37 protein-coding genes are annotated in these 23,268 nt (G+C 47.3%); 33 read left to right on the top strand and 4 right to left on the bottom strand.

Translation table 11 applies throughout. From position 1 onward, the window contains the following. Position 1: 1 nt before the first annotated feature. From fusA to ACTTHR_RS05935, 32 genes are all read left to right on the top strand, one after another. Complete coding sequence (fusA, locus tag ACTTHR_RS06090) at positions 2–2,125, top strand: elongation factor G (RefSeq protein WP_442605533.1); 2,124 nt, start codon at positions 2–4, stop codon at positions 2,123–2,125. A gap of 18 nt (positions 2,126–2,143) precedes the next feature. Continuing rightward, on the top strand, positions 2,144–2,449 hold the full coding sequence (gene rpsJ / locus ACTTHR_RS06085; protein WP_004333583.1) for a 30S ribosomal protein S10: 306 nt from the start codon (positions 2,144–2,146) through the stop codon (positions 2,447–2,449). Positions 2,450–2,470: 21 nt separating this feature from the next. After that, entirely contained in the window at positions 2,471–3,088 is a 618-nt protein-coding gene (gene rplC, locus ACTTHR_RS06080) for a 50S ribosomal protein L3 (protein WP_297949143.1), read from the top strand. A gap of 3 nt (positions 3,089–3,091) precedes the next feature. Further along, complete coding sequence (gene rplD / locus ACTTHR_RS06075; RefSeq protein WP_004333510.1) at positions 3,092–3,721, top strand: 50S ribosomal protein L4; 630 nt, start codon at positions 3,092–3,094, stop codon at positions 3,719–3,721. A 14-nt stretch (positions 3,722–3,735) separates the two neighbouring features. Further along, positions 3,736–4,029, top strand: a complete 294-nt coding sequence (gene rplW / locus ACTTHR_RS06070) for a 50S ribosomal protein L23 (protein WP_004333657.1) — start codon at positions 3,736–3,738, stop codon at positions 4,027–4,029. Positions 4,030–4,036: 7 nt separating this feature from the next. After that, positions 4,037–4,864, top strand: coding sequence for a 50S ribosomal protein L2 (gene rplB / locus ACTTHR_RS06065; protein ID WP_004333537.1), 828 nt, complete (start codon positions 4,037–4,039; stop codon positions 4,862–4,864). A gap of 21 nt (positions 4,865–4,885) precedes the next feature. Next, entirely contained in the window at positions 4,886–5,152 is a 267-nt protein-coding gene (gene rpsS / locus ACTTHR_RS06060) for a 30S ribosomal protein S19 (protein ID WP_004333700.1), read from the top strand. Positions 5,153–5,195: 43 nt separating this feature from the next. Further along, positions 5,196–5,615, top strand: a complete 420-nt coding sequence (gene rplV / locus ACTTHR_RS06055; protein ID WP_004333762.1) for a 50S ribosomal protein L22 — start codon at positions 5,196–5,198, stop codon at positions 5,613–5,615. After that, positions 5,599–6,336 (top strand): 30S ribosomal protein S3, encoded by a 738-nt coding sequence (gene rpsC, locus ACTTHR_RS06050; RefSeq protein WP_004333616.1) that lies wholly within the window; start codon positions 5,599–5,601, stop codon positions 6,334–6,336. The genes rplV and rpsC overlap by 17 nt, the downstream gene beginning before the upstream one ends. A 20-nt stretch (positions 6,337–6,356) precedes the next feature. After that, the gene (gene rplP, locus ACTTHR_RS06045; RefSeq protein WP_004333770.1) at positions 6,357–6,791 is read left to right on the top strand and encodes a 50S ribosomal protein L16; all 435 of its coding nucleotides are present in this window, start codon (positions 6,357–6,359) and stop codon (positions 6,789–6,791) included. Positions 6,792–6,810: 19 nt separating this feature from the next. Beyond that, entirely contained in the window at positions 6,811–7,008 is a 198-nt protein-coding gene (gene rpmC, locus ACTTHR_RS06040) for a 50S ribosomal protein L29 (RefSeq protein ID WP_004333826.1), read from the top strand. Positions 7,009–7,025: 17 nt separating this feature from the next. Beyond that, a complete protein-coding gene (rpsQ, locus tag ACTTHR_RS06035; protein WP_004333615.1) occupies positions 7,026–7,280 on the top strand; it encodes a 30S ribosomal protein S17 in 255 nt (84 codons plus the stop codon). A gap of 6 nt (positions 7,281–7,286) precedes the next feature. Further along, complete coding sequence (rplN, locus tag ACTTHR_RS06030) at positions 7,287–7,652, top strand: 50S ribosomal protein L14 (protein WP_004333691.1); 366 nt, start codon at positions 7,287–7,289, stop codon at positions 7,650–7,652. A 15-nt stretch (positions 7,653–7,667) separates the two neighbouring features. Continuing rightward, positions 7,668–7,988 carry a 50S ribosomal protein L24 gene (gene rplX, locus ACTTHR_RS06025; protein WP_004333623.1) on the top strand — a complete coding sequence of 107 codons (321 nt, stop codon included), beginning with the start codon at positions 7,668–7,670 and terminating at the stop codon, positions 7,986–7,988. Further along, a complete protein-coding gene (gene rplE / locus ACTTHR_RS06020) occupies positions 7,988–8,545 on the top strand; it encodes a 50S ribosomal protein L5 (protein WP_004333655.1) in 558 nt (185 codons plus the stop codon). Before rplX ends, rplE begins: the two co-directional genes overlap by 1 nt. An 8-nt stretch (positions 8,546–8,553) precedes the next feature. After that, positions 8,554–8,823, top strand: coding sequence for a 30S ribosomal protein S14 (gene rpsN, locus ACTTHR_RS06015; protein WP_004333502.1), 270 nt, complete (start codon positions 8,554–8,556; stop codon positions 8,821–8,823). 70 nt (positions 8,824–8,893) lie between these two features. Further along, positions 8,894–9,292 carry a 30S ribosomal protein S8 gene (rpsH, locus tag ACTTHR_RS06010; protein ID WP_004333663.1) on the top strand — a complete coding sequence of 133 codons (399 nt, stop codon included), beginning with the start codon at positions 8,894–8,896 and terminating at the stop codon, positions 9,290–9,292. Between the two features lie 19 nt (positions 9,293–9,311). Beyond that, complete coding sequence (gene rplF / locus ACTTHR_RS06005; protein ID WP_297949155.1) at positions 9,312–9,863, top strand: 50S ribosomal protein L6; 552 nt, start codon at positions 9,312–9,314, stop codon at positions 9,861–9,863. A gap of 12 nt (positions 9,864–9,875) precedes the next feature. Next, positions 9,876–10,220, top strand: a complete 345-nt coding sequence (gene rplR, locus ACTTHR_RS06000; protein ID WP_004333670.1) for a 50S ribosomal protein L18 — start codon at positions 9,876–9,878, stop codon at positions 10,218–10,220. Between the two features lie 6 nt (positions 10,221–10,226). Next, positions 10,227–10,745, top strand: a complete 519-nt coding sequence (gene rpsE / locus ACTTHR_RS05995) for a 30S ribosomal protein S5 (protein WP_004333653.1) — start codon at positions 10,227–10,229, stop codon at positions 10,743–10,745. Between the two features lie 21 nt (positions 10,746–10,766). Then, on the top strand, positions 10,767–10,943 hold the full coding sequence (gene rpmD / locus ACTTHR_RS05990) for a 50S ribosomal protein L30 (RefSeq protein WP_004333535.1): 177 nt from the start codon (positions 10,767–10,769) through the stop codon (positions 10,941–10,943). 22 nt (positions 10,944–10,965) lie between these two features. Continuing rightward, positions 10,966–11,412 carry a 50S ribosomal protein L15 gene (rplO, locus tag ACTTHR_RS05985; RefSeq protein ID WP_304284736.1) on the top strand — a complete coding sequence of 149 codons (447 nt, stop codon included), beginning with the start codon at positions 10,966–10,968 and terminating at the stop codon, positions 11,410–11,412. A gap of 5 nt (positions 11,413–11,417) precedes the next feature. Next, positions 11,418–12,758, top strand: coding sequence for a preprotein translocase subunit SecY (gene secY / locus ACTTHR_RS05980; RefSeq protein WP_004333822.1), 1,341 nt, complete (start codon positions 11,418–11,420; stop codon positions 12,756–12,758). An 8-nt stretch (positions 12,759–12,766) separates the two neighbouring features. After that, positions 12,767–13,552, top strand: coding sequence for a type I methionyl aminopeptidase (gene map, locus ACTTHR_RS05975; protein WP_304284737.1), 786 nt, complete (start codon positions 12,767–12,769; stop codon positions 13,550–13,552). A gap of 1 nt (position 13,553) precedes the next feature. Further along, complete coding sequence (infA, locus tag ACTTHR_RS05970) at positions 13,554–13,772, top strand: translation initiation factor IF-1 (protein WP_004333810.1); 219 nt, start codon at positions 13,554–13,556, stop codon at positions 13,770–13,772. Between the two features lie 18 nt (positions 13,773–13,790). After that, complete coding sequence (gene ykgO / locus ACTTHR_RS05965) at positions 13,791–13,907, top strand: type B 50S ribosomal protein L36 (protein WP_004333565.1); 117 nt, start codon at positions 13,791–13,793, stop codon at positions 13,905–13,907. Between the two features lie 32 nt (positions 13,908–13,939). Continuing rightward, positions 13,940–14,320 carry a 30S ribosomal protein S13 gene (gene rpsM / locus ACTTHR_RS05960; RefSeq protein WP_004333525.1) on the top strand — a complete coding sequence of 127 codons (381 nt, stop codon included), beginning with the start codon at positions 13,940–13,942 and terminating at the stop codon, positions 14,318–14,320. A gap of 24 nt (positions 14,321–14,344) precedes the next feature. After that, complete coding sequence (gene rpsK, locus ACTTHR_RS05955) at positions 14,345–14,731, top strand: 30S ribosomal protein S11 (RefSeq protein ID WP_004333829.1); 387 nt, start codon at positions 14,345–14,347, stop codon at positions 14,729–14,731. Between the two features lie 326 nt (positions 14,732–15,057). Further along, positions 15,058–15,663 (top strand): 30S ribosomal protein S4, encoded by a 606-nt coding sequence (rpsD, locus tag ACTTHR_RS05950; protein WP_040580746.1) that lies wholly within the window; start codon positions 15,058–15,060, stop codon positions 15,661–15,663. Between the two features lie 11 nt (positions 15,664–15,674). Continuing rightward, the gene (locus tag ACTTHR_RS05945; RefSeq protein ID WP_276773282.1) at positions 15,675–16,706 is read left to right on the top strand and encodes a DNA-directed RNA polymerase subunit alpha; all 1,032 of its coding nucleotides are present in this window, start codon (positions 15,675–15,677) and stop codon (positions 16,704–16,706) included. Positions 16,707–16,709: 3 nt separating this feature from the next. Beyond that, positions 16,710–17,174, top strand: a complete 465-nt coding sequence (gene rplQ / locus ACTTHR_RS05940) for a 50S ribosomal protein L17 (RefSeq protein ID WP_297949173.1) — start codon at positions 16,710–16,712, stop codon at positions 17,172–17,174. Between the two features lie 340 nt (positions 17,175–17,514). Then, a complete protein-coding gene (locus ACTTHR_RS05935) occupies positions 17,515–18,498 on the top strand; it encodes a PorP/SprF family type IX secretion system membrane protein (RefSeq protein ID WP_442605532.1) in 984 nt (327 codons plus the stop codon). Here the strand turns inward: ACTTHR_RS05935 and ACTTHR_RS05930 are convergent. The 4 genes from ACTTHR_RS05930 to ACTTHR_RS05915 all read right to left on the bottom strand — a co-directional run bounded on the left by ACTTHR_RS05930 (position 18,495) and on the right by ACTTHR_RS05915 (position 22,126). Beyond that, positions 18,495–19,082, bottom strand: a complete 588-nt coding sequence (locus ACTTHR_RS05930; protein ID WP_442605531.1) for an anthranilate synthase component II — start codon at positions 19,080–19,082, stop codon at positions 18,495–18,497. The two genes, ACTTHR_RS05935 and ACTTHR_RS05930, sit on opposite strands and share 4 nt — an antisense overlap. Positions 19,083–19,300: 218 nt before the next feature. After that, the gene (locus ACTTHR_RS05925; RefSeq protein ID WP_442605530.1) at positions 19,301–20,773 is read right to left on the bottom strand and encodes a TonB family protein; all 1,473 of its coding nucleotides are present in this window, start codon (positions 20,771–20,773) and stop codon (positions 19,301–19,303) included. Positions 20,774–20,799: 26 nt separating this feature from the next. Continuing rightward, a complete protein-coding gene (locus tag ACTTHR_RS05920; protein WP_442605529.1) occupies positions 20,800–21,177 on the bottom strand; it encodes a BlaI/MecI/CopY family transcriptional regulator in 378 nt (125 codons plus the stop codon). 460 nt (positions 21,178–21,637) lie between these two features. Beyond that, positions 21,638–22,126, bottom strand: a complete 489-nt coding sequence (locus ACTTHR_RS05915; RefSeq protein ID WP_424777739.1) for a hypothetical protein — start codon at positions 22,124–22,126, stop codon at positions 21,638–21,640. A 405-nt stretch (positions 22,127–22,531) separates the two neighbouring features. On the opposite strand from ACTTHR_RS05915, the gene ACTTHR_RS05910 reads away from it, so the two are divergent. Next, positions 22,532–23,047, top strand: a complete 516-nt coding sequence (locus ACTTHR_RS05910) for a hypothetical protein (protein ID WP_442605528.1) — start codon at positions 22,532–22,534, stop codon at positions 23,045–23,047. The last annotated feature ends 221 nt before the right edge of the window (positions 23,048–23,268 follow it).

Raw genomic sequence — 23,268 nt, 5'->3', positions numbered from 1 at the left:
CATGGCAAACGAAAAACATCTCGAATTAACTCGCAATATCGGCATCATGGCGCACATCGATGCCGGTAAGACTACGACTTCAGAGCGTATTCTCTTCTATACCGGTCTTACTCACAAGATTGGTGAGGTGCACGATGGTGCCGCTACCATGGACTGGATGGAGCAAGAGCAGGAGCGAGGTATTACGATCACGAGTGCTGCTACCACTACTTTTTGGAATTACAACAACAATCGCTACAAGATCAATCTTATTGACACCCCGGGACACGTTGACTTTACCGTTGAGGTAGAGCGTTCTCTTCGTATCCTTGATGGTGCTGTAGCTGCATTTTGTGCTGTAGGGGGCGTTGAGCCTCAGAGTGAAACTGTATGGCGTCAGGCTGACAAGTACAACGTACCTCGTATTGCATACGTAAATAAGATGGACCGCTCTGGTGCCAACTTCTTCGAGGTTTACAACCAGATGCAGACGGTCCTTGGTGCTAATCCTTGTCCTATCCAGATCCCCGTAGGGGCTGAAGAAACCTTCAAGGGTGTAGTGGACCTCGTGCGCATGAAAGCTATCCTTTGGCACGATGAAACGATGGGGGCTGACTATGACGTGTTGGACATCCCCGCTGAGCTTCAGTCCGAAGCCGAAGAATGGCGCGACAAAATGCTTGAAAAGCTCGCAGAGTGTGACGATGCACTCATGGAAAAATACTTCGACGATCCCTCTACTATCACAGAAGATGAGATTCGTGCTGCTATCCGTAAGGGTACGCTCTCAATGAAGATTTTCCCCATGCTCTGTGGTTCTTCTTTCAAGAATAAGGGGGTACAAACACTTCTTGATGCTGTTTGTGCATACCTCCCCAGCCCTATCGATACTCCAGAGGTTACGGGTACGGCTGTTGATGATCCTGATCAAGTTGTTACGCGCAAGACTTCTCCCGATGAGCCTCTTTGCGCTCTCGCCTTTAAGATTGCAACTGACCCCTATGTAGGTCGTCTCTGCTTCTTCCGCGTTTATTCAGGATCTCTCACGGCTGGTAGCTATATCTACAACACACGTACGGGTAAGAAGGAACGTATCTCTCGCCTCTTCCAGATGCACTCTAATAGCCAGAACCCAATGGAGGTAATTGGCTGCGGTGATATCGGTGCCGGTGTCGGTTTCAAGGATATCCGCACAGGGGATACTATCTGTGACGAAAACGCTCCTATGACTCTTGAGGCTATCGACTTCCCCGATCCCGTGATCGGTATCGCCGTAGAGCCTAAGACTCAAAAGGACTTGGATCGTCTCGGTGTTGGTCTTGCTAAGCTTGCAGAAGAAGATCCTACGTTCCGCGTTCAGACGAACGAAGAAACGGGTCAGACCGTAATTAGCGGTATGGGTGAGCTTCACCTCGAGATCATTATCGACCGTCTTAAGCGTGAGTTTAAGGTTGAATGTAACCAAGGTCGTCCCCAAGTTTCTTACAAAGAAGCTATTACAAAGTCTGTTCAACTTCGCGAAGTGTACAAGAAGCAGACTGGGGGTCGTGGTAAGTTCGCAGATATTATCGTACGCGTAGAGCCTGCCGATGACGACTTCGAAGGCGATCTACAGTTCGTAGACGAAGTGAAGGGTGGTAACGTGCCTAAGGAATTTATCCCCTCTGTTCAGAAGGGTTTCCAACGTGCTATGAAGAATGGTGTGTTGGCAGGTTATCCTCTCGATCGTCTTAAGGTGACTCTCGTGGATGGTTCATTCCACCCTGTGGATTCAGACCAACTTTCATTCGAAGTTGCTGCTATCCAAGCATTCAAGAATGCCTCTGCTCAGGCTGGTCCTGTCTTGCTCGAGCCTATCATGAAGCTTGAAGTGGTTACTCCCGAAGAGAACATGGGTGATGTCATTGGCGACTTGAACAAGCGTCGTGGTCAAGTCGGTGGTATGGAAACAAGCCGTACTGGCGCACGTATCGTAAAGGCAGATGTGCCCCTCTCTGAGATGTTTGGTTATGTAACTGCTTTGCGTACGATCTCTTCAGGTCGTGCCACTAGTACGATGACCTTCTCGCATTATGCAGAAGTTTCTTCGTCAATTGCTAAGCAGGTGCTTACCGAAGTTGATGGTCGTGTAGATTTGATTAAGTAATAAGCTCTATATAAAAAGATGAGTCAGAAGATTAGAATCAAGCTTAAGTCTTACGATCATATGCTCCTCGACAAGAGTGCCGAGAAGATCGTAAAGGCAGTAAAGGCTACCGGTGCTATGGTATGTGGTCCTATCCCCCTGCCTACGCACAAGCGTATCTTTACGGTGAATCGTTCTACGTTCGTGAATAAGAAATCTCGCGAGCAGTTCGAACTATCGTCGTACAAGAGACTTATAGACATTTATAATGCCTCAAAGCAGACTGTAGATGCTCTTACCAAGCTCGAAGTCTCTAGCGGGGTTGAGATTAATGTCAAGTTATAAACGTAGTAAATAACACAAGAAATGCCAGGTTTATTAGGAAAGAAAATCGGAATGACTTCCGTTTTCAGTGCCGATGGTGTAAACACGCCATGCACTGTTATCGAATTGGGTCCTTGTGTGGTTACTCAGGTCAAGACAAGTGAACATGATGGCTACGATGCTCTTCAGCTCGGTTTCCAAGAAACCACTGAGAAGCATGCCACAAAGCCTCTCATGGGTCACTTCAAAAAGGCAGGAGTAGCCCCCATGAGACACTTGGCAGAGTTCAAAGGTTTCTCTGGAGACTACAAGTTGGGCGACACTATCAAGGTCGACATCTTTGAGAATGTAGTCTATGTGGATGTAATAGGTACTTCTAAAGGTAAGGGTTTCCAAGGGGTAGTTGGTCGTCACGGCTTTGGCGGTGTAGGTCAGTCTACTCATGGTCAGCACAATCGTCTACGTGCTCCCGGTTCTGTAGGTGCTTGTTCTTACCCTGCAAAGGTCTTCAAGGGTACTCGCATGGCTGGTCAGACGGGTAACGAACGCGTAACGGTTCAGAACCTCGAAGTAATTAAGGTAATGCCCGAGCACAACTTGTTGCTCATCAAGGGTAGCATTCCCGGGCACAAAGGTTCAATTGTAGCAGTGGAGATCTAAAGTATGGAAGTATCTGTATATAACGTAAAGGGCGAAGATACAGGGCGCAAGGTTGTTTTGGACGATGCCGTATTTGGTATCGAGCCCAATGACCACGCTATCTATCTTGCTGTAAAGCTTTATCGCGCCAATCAGCGTCAAGGTACGCACAAATCGAAAGAGCGTAGTGAAATGAGTGGCTCTACTCGTAAGCTTGGTCGCCAGAAGGGCGGTGGCGGAGCACGTCGTGGGGACATTAACTCTCCTCTTCTCGTGGGAGGAGCTCGTGTGTTCGGGCCTCGTCCTCGCAGCTATAGCTTTAAGTTAAACAAGAAGCTCGTACGCCTTGCACGTCGCTCTGCTCTCTCCTACAAAGCGCAAGCTCAGGAGATTAAGGTTGTAGAGGCTTTTGACTTTGCAGCTCCTAAGACAAAAGATTTTGTAGCACTCACATCTGCACTTGGTCTTGCCGGCAAGAAGACTTTGTTCGTAATGAACAATATCCCTGCCAACGTGTACCTCTCGGCTCGTAATGTGCCTAGTGCTCGCATAGCTAACGCAGTATCTCTTAATACGTACAGTGTGTTGGATGCTACTCAGCTCGTGTTTACGGAAGAGGCTATTGCTACAGCCAACGAAATGTTTAAGGCTTAATCTAGGAGAGTACAATGAGTATTATTATCAAGCCTGTTATTTCGGAGAAGATGACAGCGATCACGGACAAGCAACCCGAGCGTTGCGCCTTCCGTGTTTCTCCTAAGGCAAACAAAATCGAGATCAAGAACGCTGTTGAGAAGATGTACAATGTGAAGGTGGTAGATGTCAACACCATCAAGGTTACTCCAAAGCTCAAGACTCGCTATACCAAAGGTGGTATTATCAGCGGTCGTGCAGCTGCCTACAAAAAGGCAATTGTAACTCTTGAAAAGGGGCAGTCTATTGACTTCTTCAGTAATATTTGATTGAGTAATGGGAATTAGAAAACTCAAGCCCACAACTCCTGGGCAGAGACACAAGATTATTGGTGCGTTTGACAAGATCACAGCCAGCACACCAGAAAAATCCCTTGTAGAAGGTAAGCGTAAGACTGGCGGTCGTAACAATACGGGTAAGATGACCATGCGTTACATCGGTGGTGGCCATAAGCAGAAATTCCGTTTTATCGACTTCAAGAGAACCAAGGATGGCATTCCCGCCACGGTGAAGAGTATCGAGTACGATCCTAATCGTTCGTCTCGTATTGCCCTTCTCTACTATGCCGATGGGGCAAAGGCTTATATCCTCGCTCCTGATGGTATAGAGGTTGGTCAAACTGTGATCTCGGGAGAGAATGTTGCTCCCGAAGTAGGGAACTCACTTCCCTTGTCTATGATTCCTGTTGGTACCGTGGTGCACAACGTAGAGTTGCGTCCCGGTCAGGGGGCTAAGTTCGCCCGTTCGGCAGGAACATTTGCACAGCTTGTTGCACGTGAAGATAAGTACGTCGTGTTGCGTATGCCTTCTGGCGAAACTCGTCGTGTGCTTTCTATGTGTAAGGCTACGGTTGGTAGCGTAGGGAATAGTGACCACGCTCTCGAAAAGTCGGGTAAGGCAGGTCGCTCACGCTGGCTTGGACGCCGCCCTCGCAACCGTGGTGTAGTAATGAACCCTGTAGATCACCCCATGGGTGGTGGTGAAGGACGTGCCTCTGGGGGCCATCCTCGCTCACGTACGGGTCTTTATGCTAAGGGTCTTAAGACGAGAGCTCCTAAGAAGCACTCTTCTAAGTACATTATAGAAAGACGCAAGAAAAAGTAACTCTGATAAGAACAAGATAATATGAGTCGTTCGCTAAAGAAAGGTCCCTTTATCAGTGTAAAGTTGGAGAAGAAGGTACTCGAAATGAATGAGTCCGGCAAGAAGTCCGTGATCAAGACTTGGTCTCGTGCTTCTATGATCTCCCCCGACTTTGTAGGGCATACGATTGCCGTACACAATGGGAATAAGTTTATTCCCGTGTATATTACGGAAAATATGGTAGGTCATAAGTTGGGCGAATTTGCTCTTACACGTACCTTCAGAGGTCACTCTGGTAACCGTAAGTAAGAGAGTGTAATTGGTCCAAGTTGTAGACACAATACAAAGTACAATGAGTGATAAGAATAAAACTATGGCCACCGACGGTACAATCGATTGCTTCGCGAAGCTAAACAATGTACCGACATCTCCTCGCAAGATGCGTTTGGTGGTAGACAATATACGAGGTATGGAGGTAACCCGAGCATTGGGTATCCTTCGTTTTTCTTCACGCAAAGCTTCTGCTACTCGTCTTTTGAAGCTCCTCCAGTCTGCTATTGCCAATTGGGAGCAGGTGAATGGTCGCAAGACCGAGGAGGGAGAGCTTTATATCTCTCGCGTTTTTGTCGATGGAGGTGCAACGCTTAAACGTCTTCGTCCGGCTCCTCAGGGGCGCGGCTACCGCATTCGTAAGCGCAGCAACCATGTGACCCTTTATGTAAGTTCGCTTAATAACGCTAATAATCAGAAGCAGGATGGGACAGAAGATTAATCCTATAAGCAACCGTCTAGGTTATATCCGTGGCTGGGATTCAAATTGGTATGGTGGAAAGAATTACGGTCCAACTCTTCTAGAGGATAGCCGTATCCGCAAATATCTCAATGCACGTCACGCCAAGGCCGGTATTTCTCGTATTGTTATTGAGCGTGCTCTTCACCTCGTAACAGTTACGATTTGCACTGCTCGTCCAGGTCTTATTATTGGTAAGGGCGGTCAAGAAGTAGATAAGCTCAAGGAAGAACTTAAGAAACTCACGAAGAAGGAAGTACAGATTTATATCTACGAAATCCGTCGTCCTGAGCTCGATTCTTCTCTTGTAGCCTCTAGTATAGCACGTCAGCTCGAAGGTAACGTTGCTTATCGTCGTGCCGTTAAGATGGCTATCGCATCTGCGATGCGTTCGGGAGCCGAAGGTATCAAGGTGCACCTCTCTGGTCGTCTCAATGGTGCAGAAATGGCTCGCAGCGAAATGTTTAAGGAGGGGCGTACTCCTCTTCATACATTGCGTGCCGATATTGACTATGCGCACGAGGAAGCTCTCACGAAGGTGGGAATGATCGGTGTAAAGGTTTGGATCATGAAGGGCGAAGTTTATGAGAAGCGTGATTTGGCGCCTAACTTCCAACAAGCCTCTCAAAACAACCAACGCCGTCAAGATTCCTTCGGTCGCAACGATCGTCGCCGTCGCAACAATCGTAAACCTAACCGCTAAAGAAAAGAAGGAAAGTAATTATGTTACAGCCAAAGAAAACAAAGTTTAGAAGGCAGCAGAAGGGTCGCATGAAGGGGAATGCCCAGCGTGGCAATCAGCTCGCTTTCGGTTCCTTCGGTATCAAGTCTCTCCAGACCAAGTGGATCACGGGGGCTCAGATAGAGGCTGCGCGTATCGCCGTTACTCGTTACATGCAGCGTCAAGGTCAGGTTTGGGTTCGTATCTTCCCCGATAAGCCTATTACCAGCAAGCCTGCCGAAGTGCGAATGGGTAAGGGGAAAGGTAATCCCGAAGGCTTCGTAGCACCTGTTACCCCAGGTCGTATGATCTTTGAGGTAGAGGGTGTTTCTTACGAGATTGCTAAGGAAGCATTGCGCCTTGCAGCTCAGAAGCTTCCCGTTACTACTAAGTTTGTTGTGCGTCGAGACTTCGATGCTACGAAAGAAAATGCGTAATCAGTAAGAGAGAGAACCTATGAAAATGTCTGAGATTAAGGAGCTAACAACTCCCGAAATAGTGGAAAAGCTTGAAGTTCTTCGCAAGAGCTACAACCTCGACCGCATCAATCATTCTGTTTCTCCTCTTGAGAATCCGGCATCGCTTCGCGCTCAGCGTAAGACGATTGCTCGTCTCGAGATGGTACTGGCTATGCGCCGTGTAGAAAATCAATAATAAGAGACTTCACAAGAATGATGAGAAATCATAGAAAAGAACGTGTCGGGATTGTGACTAGCAACAAGATGGAGAAATCCATCACGGTTGCTATCCGCTGGAAGGAAAAGCATCCCATCTATGGCAAGTTTGTAAATAAGACAAAGAAACTCTATGCCCACGACGAAAAGAATGAATGCAATGTGGGCGATAAGGTACGTATTATGGAGACTCGTCCTTTGAGCCGCCTTAAACGTTGGAGACTAACAGAAATCATCGAAAGAGCGAAGTAATAGACTATGATACAGCAAGAATCAAGACTCAAAGTCGCTGATAATAGTGGTGCTCGTGAGGTACTTTGTATCCGTGTACTTGGCGGTACGCGTCGTCGCTATGCTTCAGTGGGCGATATTATCGTTGTCTCGGTAAAGAGCGTTGTGCCTTCGAGTGATGTAAAGAAGGGTGCCGTATCTAAGGCTCTCATTGTTCGTACGAAGAAGGAAATCCGTCGTGCTGATGGTTCCTACATTCGTTTCAGCGACAATGCCTGTGTGCTCCTTTCTGCTTCCGGGGATCTCCGTGGTACTCGTATTTTCGGTCCCGTTGCTCGTGAGCTTCGTGCCGTTAATATGAAGGTTGTTTCACTAGCACCCGAAGTGCTCTAAAACCAGTTTGAATTTATGAGCAAGTTGAATATAAAGAAGGGCGACAACGTATTCGTCAATTCCGGCGAGTACCGTGGTCGTACGGGTCGCGTCCTTAAGGTATTGGCCGAAAAGAATCGTGTCATTGTAGAGGGGCTTAATATGATCAAGAAGCATACGAAGCCCAATGCAAAGAATCCTCAAGGCGGTATCATCGAAGAAGAAGGACCCATTCACATCTCTAACGTCAATCTTGTAGATCCCAAGTCTGGGAAAGCTACTCGTGTTGGTCGTAAGAAGGATGCCAATAACAAGAGTATTCGTTACGCTAAGAAGTCAGGAGAGGAGATTAAGTAATGAGCGCCAATACAACGAGTCTTAAGACTGAATATAAGGAGCGCATTGCTCCCGAGTTGATGAAGCACTTTGGTTACTCTAGCATCATGCAGGTGCCAAAGCTTTCTAAGATTGTGATCAATCAAGGTTTGGGTATTGCTACGGGTGATAAGAAGATCATTGATGTTGCAATTGAAGAGCTTTCTGCTATTACTGGGCAAAAGGCCGTACCTACCTATTCGAAGAAGGATATCTCGAACTTCAAATTGCGTCGTAAGATGCCCATTGGAGTTATGGTTACTCTTCGTCGTGATCGTATGTATGAATTCCTAGAGCGTCTCGTACGTGTCGTTTTGCCTCGTATCCGAGATTTCAAAGGTATCAATAGCAAGCTTGATGGTCGTGGTAATTATACCCTCGGTATTGATGAGCAGATCATCTTCCCCGAAATAAATATCGATACGATTACCAAAATATTGGGGATGAATATTACCTTTGTAACCACTGCGGAAACTGATGAGGAAGGTTTCGAACTTCTCAAAGAGTTTGGTCTTCCCTTTAAGAGCACTGCTAAGTAAGAAGAGTTATGGCAAAAGAATCGATGAAAGCCCGTGAGGTTAAGCGCCAAAGAATGGTTGCAAAGTATGCTGCGAAGCGCGCTCAGCTCAAGAAAGAGGGCGACTACGAAGCACTCCAAGCAATCCCTCGCAACGCTTCTCCTGTACGTTTGCACAATCGTTGCAGCATGACAGGGCGTCCCAAAGGGTATATGCGCCAGTTTGGTATTTCGCGTATCCAATTCCGCGAAATGGCATCTAAGGGACTTATCCCCGGTGTAAAGAAGGCCAGCTGGTAAGAGCTCCTTTGGAAAGAAAGAGTATTTAAATATTGTCTGGGTAGCCAGATCAATTTAATTCAGAATATATATGACTGATCCTATTGCAGATTATCTGACAAGATTGCGCAACGCAATCAGCGCAGGACATCGTGTTGTAGAGATCCCTTCTTCTCGCCTCAAGCAGGAGATTACGAAGGTTCTCTTCGACAAAGGTTACATCCTAAACTACAAGTTTGAGGATGTAGATGAGTGTCGTGCTATTATCAAGGTCGCTCTTAAGTATGACCTTGCACAGAAGACCAATGCCATCAAGGCTCTAAAGCGTGTATCACGCCCCGGTCTTCGTCGTTATGTAGGTTATCGTGATCTCCCTCGCGTACTCAATGGCCTTGGTATTGCCATTCTGTCTACGTCTAAGGGTGTGATGACTGACAAAGAAGCTCGCGACCTCAAGGTAGGTGGCGAAGTATTGTGTTACATCTATTAATCATCAGGAGAAACAGGTTATGTCAAGAATAGGAAAATTGCCCATAGCACTACCTAAAGGCGTTACAGTTACTCTTGCTGATAATAAAGTAACCGTAAAGGGCCCCAAAGGCGAGCTTACGCAGTACGTAGATCCTCGTATTAGTGTATCTATCGAAGAGGGTGAAGTAAAGCTCTCTCGTGCAACTGACGACAAGGAAGATCGAGCTCTCCATGGGCTTTATCGTTCGCTCGTCAATAATATGATTGTAGGGGTATCCGAAGGCTTCAAGAAGACTTTGGAACTCGTAGGGGTAGGTTATCGTGCTTCTAATCAAGGTCAGCTCCTTGAGCTCTCTCTTGGTTTTACGCACCCTATCTTCTTTATGCTTCCCGCTGAGATAAAGGTGGAAACGAAGAGTGAACGTAACAAGAATCCTTTTATCTATCTCGAGTCTTGCGATAAGCAACTCCTCGGGCAGGTATGTTCTAAGATTCGTTCATTCCGTAAGCCAGAGCCTTATAAGGGTAAGGGTATTAAGTTTGAAGGCGAGATTATTCGTCGTAAGTCGGGTAAAACAGCCAGCAAGTAACTCTAGATTATCATGACAAGAAAAGAACTTAGAAGACTTCGTATCAAGACGAGTGTGCGTGGTAAGATTAGTGGTACTAAGCAGCGTCCTCGTCTTACGGTATTCCGTAGTAATAAACAGATCTATGCTCAGCTTATCGACGATGTAGAAGGTCGTACTCTCGCTAGTGCTTCCTCTCTCGCTCTCGAGGCTGCCGGAGCTAAAAAGGAGATTGCCGCCAAGGTGGGTGAGCTTATCGCTCAGCGTGCCAAGGAAGCCGGCGTCGAATCTGTAGTATTCGATCGCAATGGTTATCTCTATCATGGTCGTATCAAAGAGTTGGCAGATGCCGCTCGCAATGGTGGTCTTAAATTTTAAGGAACAATGGCAACAGCATTCAATAGAGTAAAGTCTACCAACGACTTAGAGCTAACCGATCGCTTGGTGGATATCAACCGCGTAACTAAGGTGACTAAGGGGGGGCGTACCTTCACTTTTGCCGCTATCGTTGTGGTTGGTAATCAAGATGGCGTTATCGGATTAGGGCTTGGCAAGGCAGGTGAAGTAAGCACCGCTATTGCTAAAGGTGTAGAGGCTGCAAAGAAGAACCTTATCCGTGTACCTGTTCATAAAGGAACTATTCCTCATGAGCAGAAAGCGGCTTTTGGAGGTGCTCGTGTCCTTATTCGCCCTGCATCTCAAGGTACCGGAGTGGTAGCCGGAGGTGCTATGCGTGCCGTATTGGAGAGTGTGGGTATTACCGACGTTCTTGCAAAGAGCCAAGGCTCGTCTAATGCACACAACCTTGTAAAGGCTACTATCGCAGCTCTTGCAGAACTTAGAGATCCTCTTATGGTTGCTAAGTCTCGTGGCATCTCAGTAGAAAAGGTTTTTAGAGGTTAATAGGAAAGGAGAAGATAGACTATGTCTACAATCAAAATCAAACAAGTACGGAGTCGCATCCGTCGCCCCAAGAACCAAAAGCTAACCCTTGATGCCCTTGGGCTTAAGAAGCTCAATCAAGTTGTAGAGCACGAAGATACTCCACAGATAAGGGGTATGGTCGCCAAGGTTAGCCATTTGGTGGAAGTAGTAGAGTAATAAGCATAAGCAATAGAGAACTATGAATTTGTCTAGTTTGAAGCCAGCTGCTGGTTCTGTTCATGCTCGCAAACGTATTGGTCGCGGTCCCGGTTCGGGGCTTGGCGGTACCTCTACTCGCGGTCATAAGGGGGCTAAATCGCGCTCTGGCTATAAGCATAAGGTCGGCTTCGAAGGAGGTCAGATGCCTATACAGCGTCGTCTCCCGAAGTTTGGATTCAAGAATATCAATCGTGTAGAATATCGTCCGGTAAACTTGGAAGTGGTACAAGATCTCGCAGACAAGCTTGGTTGCACTACCATCAACAAGGAGCTACTTATAGAGACGGGTTATGCTTCTGCTAAGGATTTGGTAAAGATCCTTGGATGTGGAGAAGTGCGTGCCGCTCTTACTGTAGAAGCTGATGCTTTCTCTAAGAAGGCAGAAGAAGCTATCACGGCTGCTGGTGGTTCTGCTGTAAAACTGTAAACTTTATGAGGTTAGTAGAGACATTGAAGAACATATGGAAGATTGAGGATCTTCGCAAGAAGCTTCTTGTCACCATATTATATGTGGTTATTTACCGCTTAGGATCCTTTGTGGTGATCCCTGGGATCGATCCCGAAGCATTAAGCGCCCTTCAGTCTCAGACTGAGGGTGGTCTATTGGCTCTAGTAGATATGTTCTCTGGGGGAGCATTCTCTCATGCTTCGATCTTTGCGTTGGGTATCATGCCCTATATCTCCGCATCGATCGTAATGCAGCTTGCCGCCATTATTGTTCCTTCTATGCAAAAATTGCAGCGAGAGGGAGAGAGTGGGCGTCGCAAGATAAACCAATGGACACGTTACCTTACGGTCTTAATCTTGTTGCTTCAGGCTCCTGCTTACCTCATGAACCTTAGTTCGCAACTTGCCGCAACGGGGGCTCAACTCCCTGCCGGATTCTGGTTCCAGGCATATGCTACAATCATCCTTGCCGGTGGTAGTATGTTTGTGCTTTGGCTGGGAGAGCGCATTACAGACAAGGGGATTGGTAATGGTATTTCATTCATCATCCTTGTAGGTATTATCGCGCGTTTGCCTCAAGCTCTATCTGCGGAGTTCCTGTTCCGTTTGAATAGTGCTGCCGGCGGTATGGTTGCTTTTTTGGCCGAGATTGTTTTCCTCCTTTTTGTTTCTGCAGGTGCTATCCTATTGGTACAAGGTACTCGCAAGGTGCCTGTACAATATGCAAAGCGCATTGTAGGTAACAAACAATTTGGAGGTGCTCGTCAGTATATTCCTCTTAAGGTTAATGCTGCTAACGTGATGCCTATCATCTTTGCTCAGGCTATTATGTTCATCCCTATCTCTGTGATGAACATGGCTCGAGTAGGAGAGGGAAGTGCCTTTGTGCGTGCCTTTACGGATAACACAAGCTTCTGGTACAACTTTACGTTTGCCGTCTTGATCTTGCTCTTTACCTACTTCTATACTGCAATCACTATTAACCCAACGCAGATGGCAGAAGACCTCAAGCGCAATAATGGTTTTATCCCTGGGATAAAGCCTGGCAAGCAGACTCGTGACTACATTGACACGATCATGGATAGAATTACCCTCCCCGGGGCATTCTTCCTTGCCATTGTTGCCATTCTTCCTGCTTTTGCTGAGTTGCTTGGTATTAGCGCAGGTTTTGCTCAATTCTTTGGGGGAACTTCGTTGCTCATCCTTGTGGGGGTAGTACTTGATACATTGCAGCAATTGGAGAGCCACCTCTTGATGCGTCACTATGACGGTTTGCTCAAGAGTGGTCGCATCAAAGGGCGTTCGGGGAGCGTTTCGGCATATTAATTTAGAGAATGATTACTCTCAAAACAGAAGAAGAAATTAACCTCATGAGGGCGGCCAATCAGTTGGTTGGTCGCACCTTGGCTGAGGTTGCCAAGCATATTGCTCCGGGTGTATCTACCTTGCAGCTAGATAAGGTAGCACACGACTTCATTTGCGACAACGGAGCAACGCCGGCTTTCCTAGGATACGGAGGTTTCCCCGGGAGTATTTGTACTTCGATAAACGATCATGTGGTGCACGGTATCCCACGGGCTGATGTCCTCCTGCAAGAAGGTGATATTATCTCTGTGGATTGTGGTACCAAGCTTAATGGCTTTACCGGGGACTCTGCTTACACATTTGCTGTAGGAGAGATTTCTGAAGAAAAGCGGGCTCTACTTGTAGCAACAAAGACTTCTCTTTACAAGGGTATAGAGCAAGCCGTTGCCGGAAACCGAGTGGGGCATATTGGCGAAGCAGTGCAGCGATATACAGAAAGCCTTGGTTATGGGGTGGTGAGAGAGCTTGTAGGGCATGGCATTGGTCATGACATGCACGAGTCTCCCGAGGTGCCCAATTATGGACGCCGAGGCACGGGCGCACTATTGCGCAATGGTATGTGTATCTGCATCGAGCCCATGATCAATATGGGAAGCAAGAATGTAGTATTCGGCGATGATGGCTGGACGGTACGTACCAAAGATGGTAAGCCTTCTGCCCATTTCGAGCACTGCATTGCTATCGTACAGGGCAAGGCGCAGATTCTTTCTTCATTTGATTTTATAAAAGAGGTTTTGGGAGATCGAGAGTTTTGATATGGCAAAACAAACAGCGATAGAGCAAGATGGCGTGATTTTGGAGGCCCTCTCCAACGCCATGTTTAAGGTCGAATTGCAGAATGGGCACGTTATTACGGCTCATATCTCGGGGAAGATGCGTATGCACTTTATTCGTATTCTCCCCGGAGATAAGGTAAAAGTAGAAATGTCGCCCTACGATCTAACTAAGGGGCGTATCAGTTATCGTTATAAGTAAATAGAGACTTCAAGAGATATGAAAGTAAGAGCATCTTTAAAGAAGCGTACGCCCGATTGTCAAATAGTACGTCGCAAAGGGCGTCTGTACGTGATCAACAAAAAGAACCCTAAGTTTAAGCAACGCCAAGGGTGATCCGCAACCAAAGAATAATACAAATATAGACTATGGCTATAAGAATTGTCGGCGTTGACTTGCCGCAAAACAAGAGAGGTGAAATTGCCTTGACCTATATTTTTGGTATAGGCCGCAGCCGAGCCGCTTATATCCTTGATAAGGCGGGTATCGACAGAAACATCAAGGTAAAAGATTGGTCTGACGACCAAGCTGCCCAAATCCGTGAGATTATTGGTTCTGAATTTAAGGTAGAGGGAGACCTCCGCAGCGAAGTTCAGCTCAATATCAAGCGTCTAATGGATATTGGTTGCTATCGTGGTATTCGTCATCGTGCTGGTCTTCCTGTAAGAGGGCAAAGCACCAAAAACAATGCCCGTACACGCAAGGGTAAGAAGAAGACCGTTGCAAACAAGAAGAAGGCTACTAAGTAATAAGGCGATTATCATAGATAAGATATGGCAAAGAAAGTAACAGCCAAGAAGAGGGTGGTAAAGGTAGAGGCTACCGGTCAGGCACACATCCACTCTTCTTTCAACAACATCATTGTGTCTATCACCAATAACGAGGGGCAGGTTATCAGCTGGTCTAGTGCTGGTAAGATGGGGTTCAGAAGTTCTAAGAAGAACACTCCCTATGCAGCTCAGATGGCAGCTCAAGATTGTGCCAAAGTGGCTTATGATCTTGGTCTCCGTCGCGTTAAGGTGTATGTAAAGGGACCGGGTAATGGTCGTGAATCGGCTATTCGTACTATCCATGGTGCCGGGATCGAGGTAACAGAGATTATCGACGTTACGCCATTGCCACACAATGGTTGTCGTCCTCCCAAGAAGCGCAAAGTATAAGTTTTACGGCATAAAGATAAGAATAGGGATACTGACTGCATCTCGGATGCCCTGTGGTATTTCTCTTGCGCAGTGCAAGCGTGCATTCGCAACTCCCATATCGTTTCTTTCTTCCTCGTTTGGAGGTTTTTGACCTATTCACTTTTCCCTCTCTTACGAATAGGACTGCGGCTGTCTACTCTCCAAGGATTGGGAAGAAGAGAAAGAGATGCGGAGACAAGAAAATACAAGGCTTTGCAAGCAAAGAGATAACTATTATAGCACAGAGACCCATCTCTCTTGAAGTAGAGGATGCAGGGTAAAAGTCCCATTACTCATTAAATATTATGGCAAGATATACAGGTCCTAAATCAAAAGTCGCTCGTCGCTTTGGCGAGCCTATCTTTGGCCCCGATAAGGTACTTAGCAAAAAGAACTACCCCCCGGGGCAGCATGGTGAAGGTCGCCGTCGTAAGTCGAGCGAATATGGTATTCAGCTCGCAGAAAAGCAAAAAGCAAAGTATACCTACGGGGTGTTGGAACGTCAGTTCCGCAATCTCTTTAAGGCAGCTCAACGCTCCAAAGGGGTAACGGGTGAGGTGCTTCTCCAGCTTTTGGAGTGCCGTCTCGACAACATCGTTTACCGTCTTGGTATTGCTCCTACGCGTGCTGCAGCTCGTCAGATCGTGTCGCATCGTCACATTACGGTGGATGGCAATGTGGTAAATATTCCTTCTTACTCTGTAAAGCCCGGGCAGATTATTGCTGTTCGTGAGCGCGATAAGAGCATGGAAGTAATAGCCAACTCACTGGCAGGCTTCAACCACGGTAAGTATTCTTGGATCGAGTGGGACAACAGCTCAATGTCCGGTAAGTTCCTCAACATACCTCAGCGTGCTGATATCCCCGAGAATATTAAGGAACAACTTATCGTTGAATTGTACTCTAAATAATCCCTGACATCATGGCAATATTAGCATTTCAAAAACCCGAGAACGTAGTAAAGGTAGAGGTGCCTCAGTATGTCCTTGACGAATGCGAACCGTACGAACTTGTCGGTCGTTTTGAGTTCAAACCTCTAGAACCCGGCTATGCCAAGACGATTGGTAATGCCCTGCGTCGGATCTTGTTGTCCTCTCTTGAGGGGTATGCCATCGCCTCTATTCGCATTGATGGTGTAGAGCACGAATTTGCTACTATTCCTGGTGTAACGGAAGATGTTACAAACATTATACTCAATCTCAAGAAGATTCGCTTCAAGCAAAAGGTTGACAATGCAGACGAAGAGGTGGTAACAGTAGCTTTCCCTGCGAATAAAGACGTCTTTACCGCAGAGGATCTCAATGCCGCCCTCAGCAACTTTGAGATCACGAACTTAGATCAACACATCTGTAGTTTCGACCCTCAGGTAGCTAGCAATGTCAAGATAGAGTTCCGCATCAATAAGGGGCGTGGTTATGTACCCAGTGACGAGAATGCTCGTGAGGGAGACCCACTCAATACGATTGCTATCGACTCTATTTACACCCCTATTCGTCGGGTAATGCCCAAGGAAGAGTCTTTCCGTGTAGAGCAGAAGACCGACTACGAGAAGCTTATCTTGGAGGTAGTTACCGATGGTACTATCGAGCCGGAGATGGCTCTTCGCGAGGCTGCAAAGATCCTTATCGATCTCTTCTCTCTCTTTAGTGATGGGGAGATGCATATGGAAGAAGCCGGCGACGAGACGGGTGATGTAATGGACGAAGAAACGCTCCGCATACGTCAGATGCTAAGACAAGAGCTTGACTCTTTCAATCTCTCGGTGCGTGCTCGCAATTGTCTTCGCTCCAACAATGTCTTCACTCTGGCCGATCTCGTGAAGCACAATCGCCAAGAGCTCCTTAAGTTCCGCAACTTCGGTAAGAAGACGTTTGAAGAACTTGAGGGATTCCTCGCAGAGGTTGGCTTGGAGTTTGCTACCGACTTGAGTAAGTATAACCTAGATAAAGAGTAAAAGATGAGACACAATAAGAAATTCAATCATTTAGGTCGCACGAAGGCACACCGCGAGGCTATGCTTTCTAACATGGCCACTTCGCTTATTATGCATAAGCGTATCGCTACTACGGTGGCTAAGGCAAAGGCGTTGCGTGTGTATGTAGAGCCTATCATCACACGCTCTAAGAATGACAATCTTCACTCACGCCGTATGGTTTTCTCTGAGCTTCAAAACAAGGAGGCTGTAAAGGAGCTTTTCGGTGTAGTATCAGATAAGGTTGCCAATCGTCCCGGTGGGTACACTCGTATTCTTCGTACGGGCTACCGTCTTGGAGACAACGCTGCTATGTGCATTATCGAGCTTGTAGACTTCAACGAGGCTATGCTTGGCGAAAGCAAGAAGGCTGCTCCTCAGAAGCGTACTCGCCGTTCGCGCAAGTCTTCGGCTACTCAAGCAGAAACTGCAGCTCCTGCAGAAGCTTAATCGCTTTTTTGTAGAGCTTCGAAGAGGGGAGGTGGCATGAGAAGGAGCCTTGTTGTAAGGCACCCTGAATGATGTAGAACCTCCATTCTTTCAAATACTAAGGCCCTACCCCACGGAAGTGTTGGGGTAGGGCTTTTTGTTTATCCAGAGGCAAGGGTTTGTATAACTTAGGAGGGAGACCTCCTTCCTCTCGCCCCTTACGTGCCTTACCAGACACTCCCCTTGAGACCAATAGAACCCAAGTTTCGTCTCTCCCTTTGCTCCTTTCTATGTCGACAACTCCTAGCCGCGAATGGTGGCTCCTACATACTAATCGCCCCTCTCTATTCGTTTTGGTAGTATGTACGAGAAAGGATTAGGGCGTAGAGCGACCTCGTTGTGGCTCCTCAAAGGGGTGCTTTTGTTCCTGTTGGGGGTAAGGGCATTACCGCTGATGGGGCAATACGACGCCGTTTTTTCTCAGTACGATAGGGCGGCTACTTTCTATAACCCTGCCGCCGCCGGGGGGCAAGAGGAGCTGGATATAACCGCCATATATCATCAGCAGTGGGTGGGTATCCCGGGGGCACCTGCCAATATCTCCCTTCTTGCCAATACGCAGGTCGATTTTTTAGAGCGAAAGCATGGAGTGGGAGTAGCCTTCCTTACGCAGAAGAAGGGGCTTTTTGTCAATACCGACTTAGCCGGTCAGTATACCTTCTTTCTGCCCTTGTTTAAGGGGCAATTGGGCATAGGGCTGCAAGCTGCTTTGTTCAATAGTGCCTTTGATGGTACGAAGCTTTTTCTGCCCGATGGTGAGGGCATTACCCCTAATGACCCTGCTTTACCCCTTACGCGAGTGTCCGGTAAGTCTTTTGACTCTGCGGTGGGCCTTTCGTGGCGCAATAAGCGCATGTATATAGGCGTGGCGTCGCATCATCTTTTGGCTCCACGTGTTCGCCTCAGCAATAATTACTCTATTGAGCTAAAGCGGAATTACACCTTTCACTCGTCTTATAAGTTCTCTTCGGAGACCTCGCCGCTTACATGGAAGCCCTCTCTCTTGGTGCTTACGGACCTCAAGGCATGGCGCATTGATGCCAATTTGCAGCTGGAGTATGCCGAGCGTTTCAGGGCAGGGGTAATGTTCCGGCCGATGAATGCCGCAGGCTTCTCTCTCGGGATGAAGTTTGGGAGTGTAGCGGTAGGGTATGCCTTTGAGATGCCGATCAATCAAATGGCTAAGGGGAATTGGGGTAGCCACGAACTGGCGGTCTCTTACCTCCTTCCCCTCAAGAAAAACAAAAACAAAGAGGTGCGCTACAAGAGCGTGCGTCTGCTCTAGAGACCGGATAGCCAATTTTCTACGATACTTGCACCGTGGGGCGATAGGTAGCTCTCGGGATGGAATTGTACCCCAAACAGGGGGAGTGTTTTGTGTCGGAATGCCATGATAGCCCCATCACTCAGTGCCGTTGCCGTAATCTCTAATACGTTGGGGAAGTGCTCTTTTGCCACGCACCACGAGTGATAACGCCCTACCGAACTATCGGAGGGGAGCTGCTCAAGGAGGGTACGCCCCTCTACCTCTTTTATCGTGAGCTTTTCTGCATGACCATGTAGGGGGTGGGGCATTTGCAATAGTTGCCCACCAAAGTGTAGGGCAAGAGCTTGATGCCCGAGACAAACCCCAAAAAGGGAGTGTGTATGCACGGCGCGAGCAATGAGGGGCATGAGCCCTTTCACCTCCTCAGGATGCCCCGGTCCCGGGGAAAGTAGTATCCCTTGGTAGTTCTCCAGGGGTAGGGAGGGGCAATGCTCCGTCGCTACAACATCGAAGGTGCAATTAGGGTATTTCCTAAGGATCTCTACGAGATTGTAGACGAACGAATCGTGGCTATCTGCCACCAATAGATGCACTTTGTTCATTCCGACCACGAAGGTACTACGGATTCTTTATACAGGGAGCGTTCTCCGCCAAAAGAGGGGCTCCTCGCTCTCTAATACTATGCCTCTTTCTTTGGGGTGGAGCCCTCTCCTCTTCCCATGCGCCCTCTTTGCATACAAACGAAGAGCCCCCGACTCCTGTAAGAGACGAGGGCTGTAAGAGATGAAAAATAGTTGTATTCTACTATAAGGGGGCGGCGTTACTTCGTCGTAATGTAGATAACTCCGTCTAATCCGAGGGCTTTGAGGTCGTACTTCTTCCCTCCGATAGTTACTTCCGTTTGAGATTTGTCTACGCGCATTTCTGCGATCTTTTCGCTGGGCAGGTTGCTTACGTCACTTACTACCTTGCCGTCCAATACATAGAGGACTTTAGGCGCGTCCGAGCTTTTTGCTGAGGAAGATTTGGCGTTATCTGCACTTAGTTTGAAGTGGACGGGGAGGGTGAAAGAGACGCGTACGACTTTTCCTTTGAGCTTCCCGGGCGTCCACTTAGGCATCTTGCCCACTACACGCAGGGCTTCGGCGTCGAGCAGCGGGTCTACACTTTGCATAATGGTGGGGTTGCTTACGCTGCCATCTTTTTCCACAACGAAGTGTACAAGCACTCTGCCTTCGATACTCTTTTCTTCTGCCTCTTTGGGGTAGCGTACCTCCTCGGCAAGCCAGAGGAAGAGTTTGTCATTCCCTCCGGGGAATTGGGGGAGTACCTCGCACGTTTCGTAGACGGGGTCTTCGTCCCCTATGTTTTGTAGGAGGGGGAGACGCTCCGCAACCGGGCGAGCCAGTAGGTAATTACCGCCTAAGAGGGTAAGGGCAGCCACGGGTAGGGCGAGCCATAGGCGTTGGATAGCTCGCTTGGGTGAGTTTTTTTTGTTCATCATTTTGATCCTTTCTTTTAAGTTGTTAGATCCATTGTAGGGGTTGTATAGAGGGCTTACAGAGCAGTCTGTAGCGCATCTTAGGAGTTGGTATTGATAGGGTTTGCCCTCAATGCCTTGGGCTAGCACGGCATCGTCGGCTAGGTGCTCAAGGTTTAGGCTGAGGTCTCTACGCAGTAACCACATGGCGGGGTTCCACCACGAGAGGATGAGAGATAGCTCTGCGAGTAGAAGGTCTATGTAGTGTCGCTGCCGGGTGTGCTCCTCTTCGTGTGTGTAGACCATAGTCCACTCGTTCTCCTCTAGCATCTTTTGGGAGATGTATATCTCTCCAAAGGCACTAAACGCGGTATACCCTTGGGGGAGAAGTTGTATTTTCCGTCCATTGGGGAGGAGGTAGGGGGTGCAGTTCCGTTTGAGTTTGACCAGAGCTCGTAGGGCGACCAAGAGGCGAATCCCTCGAGCGAGTGCTCCTATCCCCCAAATGCAGCTCAAAGCTAGGGGGAGCCACCCCCAAATGGAGGGCGAGACCTCTTCCGTCATGGGCGATAACTCTAGGGGGAATGGAGCGAGTGCTACTCCCCCTTGGGAGGGAGAGAAGAGTATTGACCAATCGATATAGGGAACAACAATGCCAACGAGCGGTATCACCCACGCCGAGACGAGGATGATAAGGTAAAAGGCGCGAGTTGCCTTATGCCACGTAAGGGGGAGGAAGAGCCACCGCCCGAGCAAGGCTCCGAGGGCGAGGGATGCTCCGCTGATGAGTAGGTAGTAGAGTAGTACTTCCATGGGGTAAGGATGGCTAAGAGGTGAGGTTACTTCTTCTGCTCAATCAAGTCTATTATCTCTTTGAGATCCTGGGGTGAGATACTCTCTTTGCGTGCAAAAAACTGCACTACTTGCCTGTAATCTCCTCCAAAGAAGTTTCGTACGATGTGCTGGAGAGTGGAGGCGGAGTATTGCTCTTGGGTTACTTCGATCTTGTACAGCATGGTCTTTCCGCTTTTTTCGGGTTGGATGTATTCCTTGGTGTGCAGGTTCTTTACAATGCTTGCCAGGGTGGTGTAGGGGGGCTTGGGTTCGGGCATCTTGTCTAATATCTGCCGTATGGCTGCTCCATCCCCTAGCTCCCAAATAATCTGCATAACGCTCTCTTCTTGAGGGGTTAATGGAGTGAGTTTTGTCTTGTTCATAGCTCTTTGTATTGCTTACCGAGCGCAATGTACGAACTTTTCGTAGATAATCAACGATTTTTTTCGTAGATATTTTTCTCTTTCCGATTTGGCTGAGGATAAAAGAGCCCTCTTGAGGAATGTTCTTCGAGAGGAGGGAGGGGACGAGGAGATTCGGGTATAGCTCTCTCTCAGCTTGTTTTTGGTGCCGTTTTCGCCCTCGGGGGAGTCGCGTGTGGGTCGTTGGCTAAAATCGTGAAGAAAACTATCCTAGAAATATTTTTATTTCAGTTGGTTTTACCCTCACATTTTGGGCAAGAAATATTTTATTTTCAGCCAAGAGGGGAAATGGTTTTCACCCAGCATTTTTTCTCCGTTGTGCGCACCCAGTTTCTACAAAGAAGAGGATGTAGGTATCCTCTCCTGTGTATTTTGTAGAAGAAAATAGTTTTAATCTGATTTTCTGAGGATTAGATTAAAACTAAAACCTCCTGATCCAGCGTTTGTTTTCATCCATTCCCCATTGGATATGCCATTTTCTTCCATTCGTTTTGTCTAAAAGGATGAATTGGTACATATTCTTAGTTGGATAAAGTTCAAAGGTGTTAGATTTGTATCCTGCCCCAAAATCTAAAGATAAAATTGTGCTATTTATAAACCACTCCCCTTCATTTTCTGCTTCTAAAGACCACTGAACTTGTTTTACAATTCCCGTTGCTGTGTCTAATTGTAATAGTGTATAGATATTATCAGTACTATACAACTTGTATCTGTTCTCAAGTGCAACATTAAGTTCTTTGTTTTTCAGCAGTAGATTATTCGTCATCAATAAGGTATCGATTCTTGAGAGTAAATGTAATATTTCCTCTGTTTGTGTATTTGGTGACTGTGTAGAATTTTTACTGCTTGTTTGTGCTAGGCTCCAGAACGGAATCGTGCTCAGGATTGCTAGGAGATAGATTCTTTTCATATTTGTGTGTTTTGAATAACTGAAAAAGCACTTTTGAAGATTTGGAGATGTCGTCCTCTAATCGGTTTATTGAGCTACTCTTCTGCTTCCTCAATTGTTAGCAAGCAGATTTTATCTCTAGGGTTTTGTTTCAAAGAACTGAAGTTGGCTATACTCCTTTTCTATGTCTATAAATTGCGCATACCATTCTGGTGATCGATTGCTTATGACGCCAAAATTACTCAATTTCTAATTAGGGATCGCATTAAGGAATCTGTGTCTCGTTTACATTGCATAGTTGGGGAAATAGGTATCTTTGTCGCCAAGGAGGGTGGCATTGGAATGCCGTCAGACATCTGGTTTTGCGCCTCAAGGAGAGATGTTGCACGGGCTGGTGCTACCCAATATTTGAATTGTTAGCTTATTATGAAGTGCCGTACGTTTGTAGCTCCCCTTATCCTGTTTCTAGTGGGGCTGTTCTGGTTCACCTCTTGCTATCGAGGTCCACAGTCCTACCGTAAGGAGTATAGAGACCCTGCTCTTTTTGGGGAGTGGATGAAAATTGATGAAATAGAGAGAATGCATACCGATGCCGAATATTTTGAAAATACGATTCGGACGCATTCTGATTTTTGTGTGGGAGTCGCTTTTCTTGCAAATGGGGATGATGTTGGTGTGTATGCCAAGTATGAAGACGGAAGTGAAACACCAAAGCTCTCGAGAAAGTATACAGGAGTTTACTACACCAAGGGTAGTGGATTGTACAGCGTTTCTGCAGGCCCTAGCTGGAGTGCTCCCTCTCATATTGTACAGGAGTACGAGGTGAAGGGGGATACTCTCTATCTAGGATCACAAAGTTCCTTTATGAGGAGAGTCTACAAACGCCAAAAAGTAACGGAAGATCTTCTCCCCAAACGCCCGACCAAGCCCTCTGAGAAATGAAGTTGCACCTCCCTCTCCCCCTCTCTAAGGAGGAGAGGTGAGGAGCCCCCTTTGAATCTAAAAGGGAGTTCTTGCGCTATTCTCGTGGACTGAATATCCATGTCTGGTGCTCGTGAGAGAGCCTTTTGTGAGCGTTTGTTCTGCGAGAGCCGATAAGAGAAGGGCTATCACGGGGGCTACTCTCTAGGCAGGGCGAGGCTGGCATTTGGCTAATTCAAAAA

It is taken from the genome of Porphyromonas endodontalis (genome assembly GCF_052173515.1).
Classification (GTDB): domain Bacteria; phylum Bacteroidota; class Bacteroidia; order Bacteroidales; family Porphyromonadaceae; genus Porphyromonas; species Porphyromonas endodontalis_A.
Note: the sequence above shows the minus strand (reverse complement) of the source record. Positions and strands in the feature narration are given on the sequence as shown.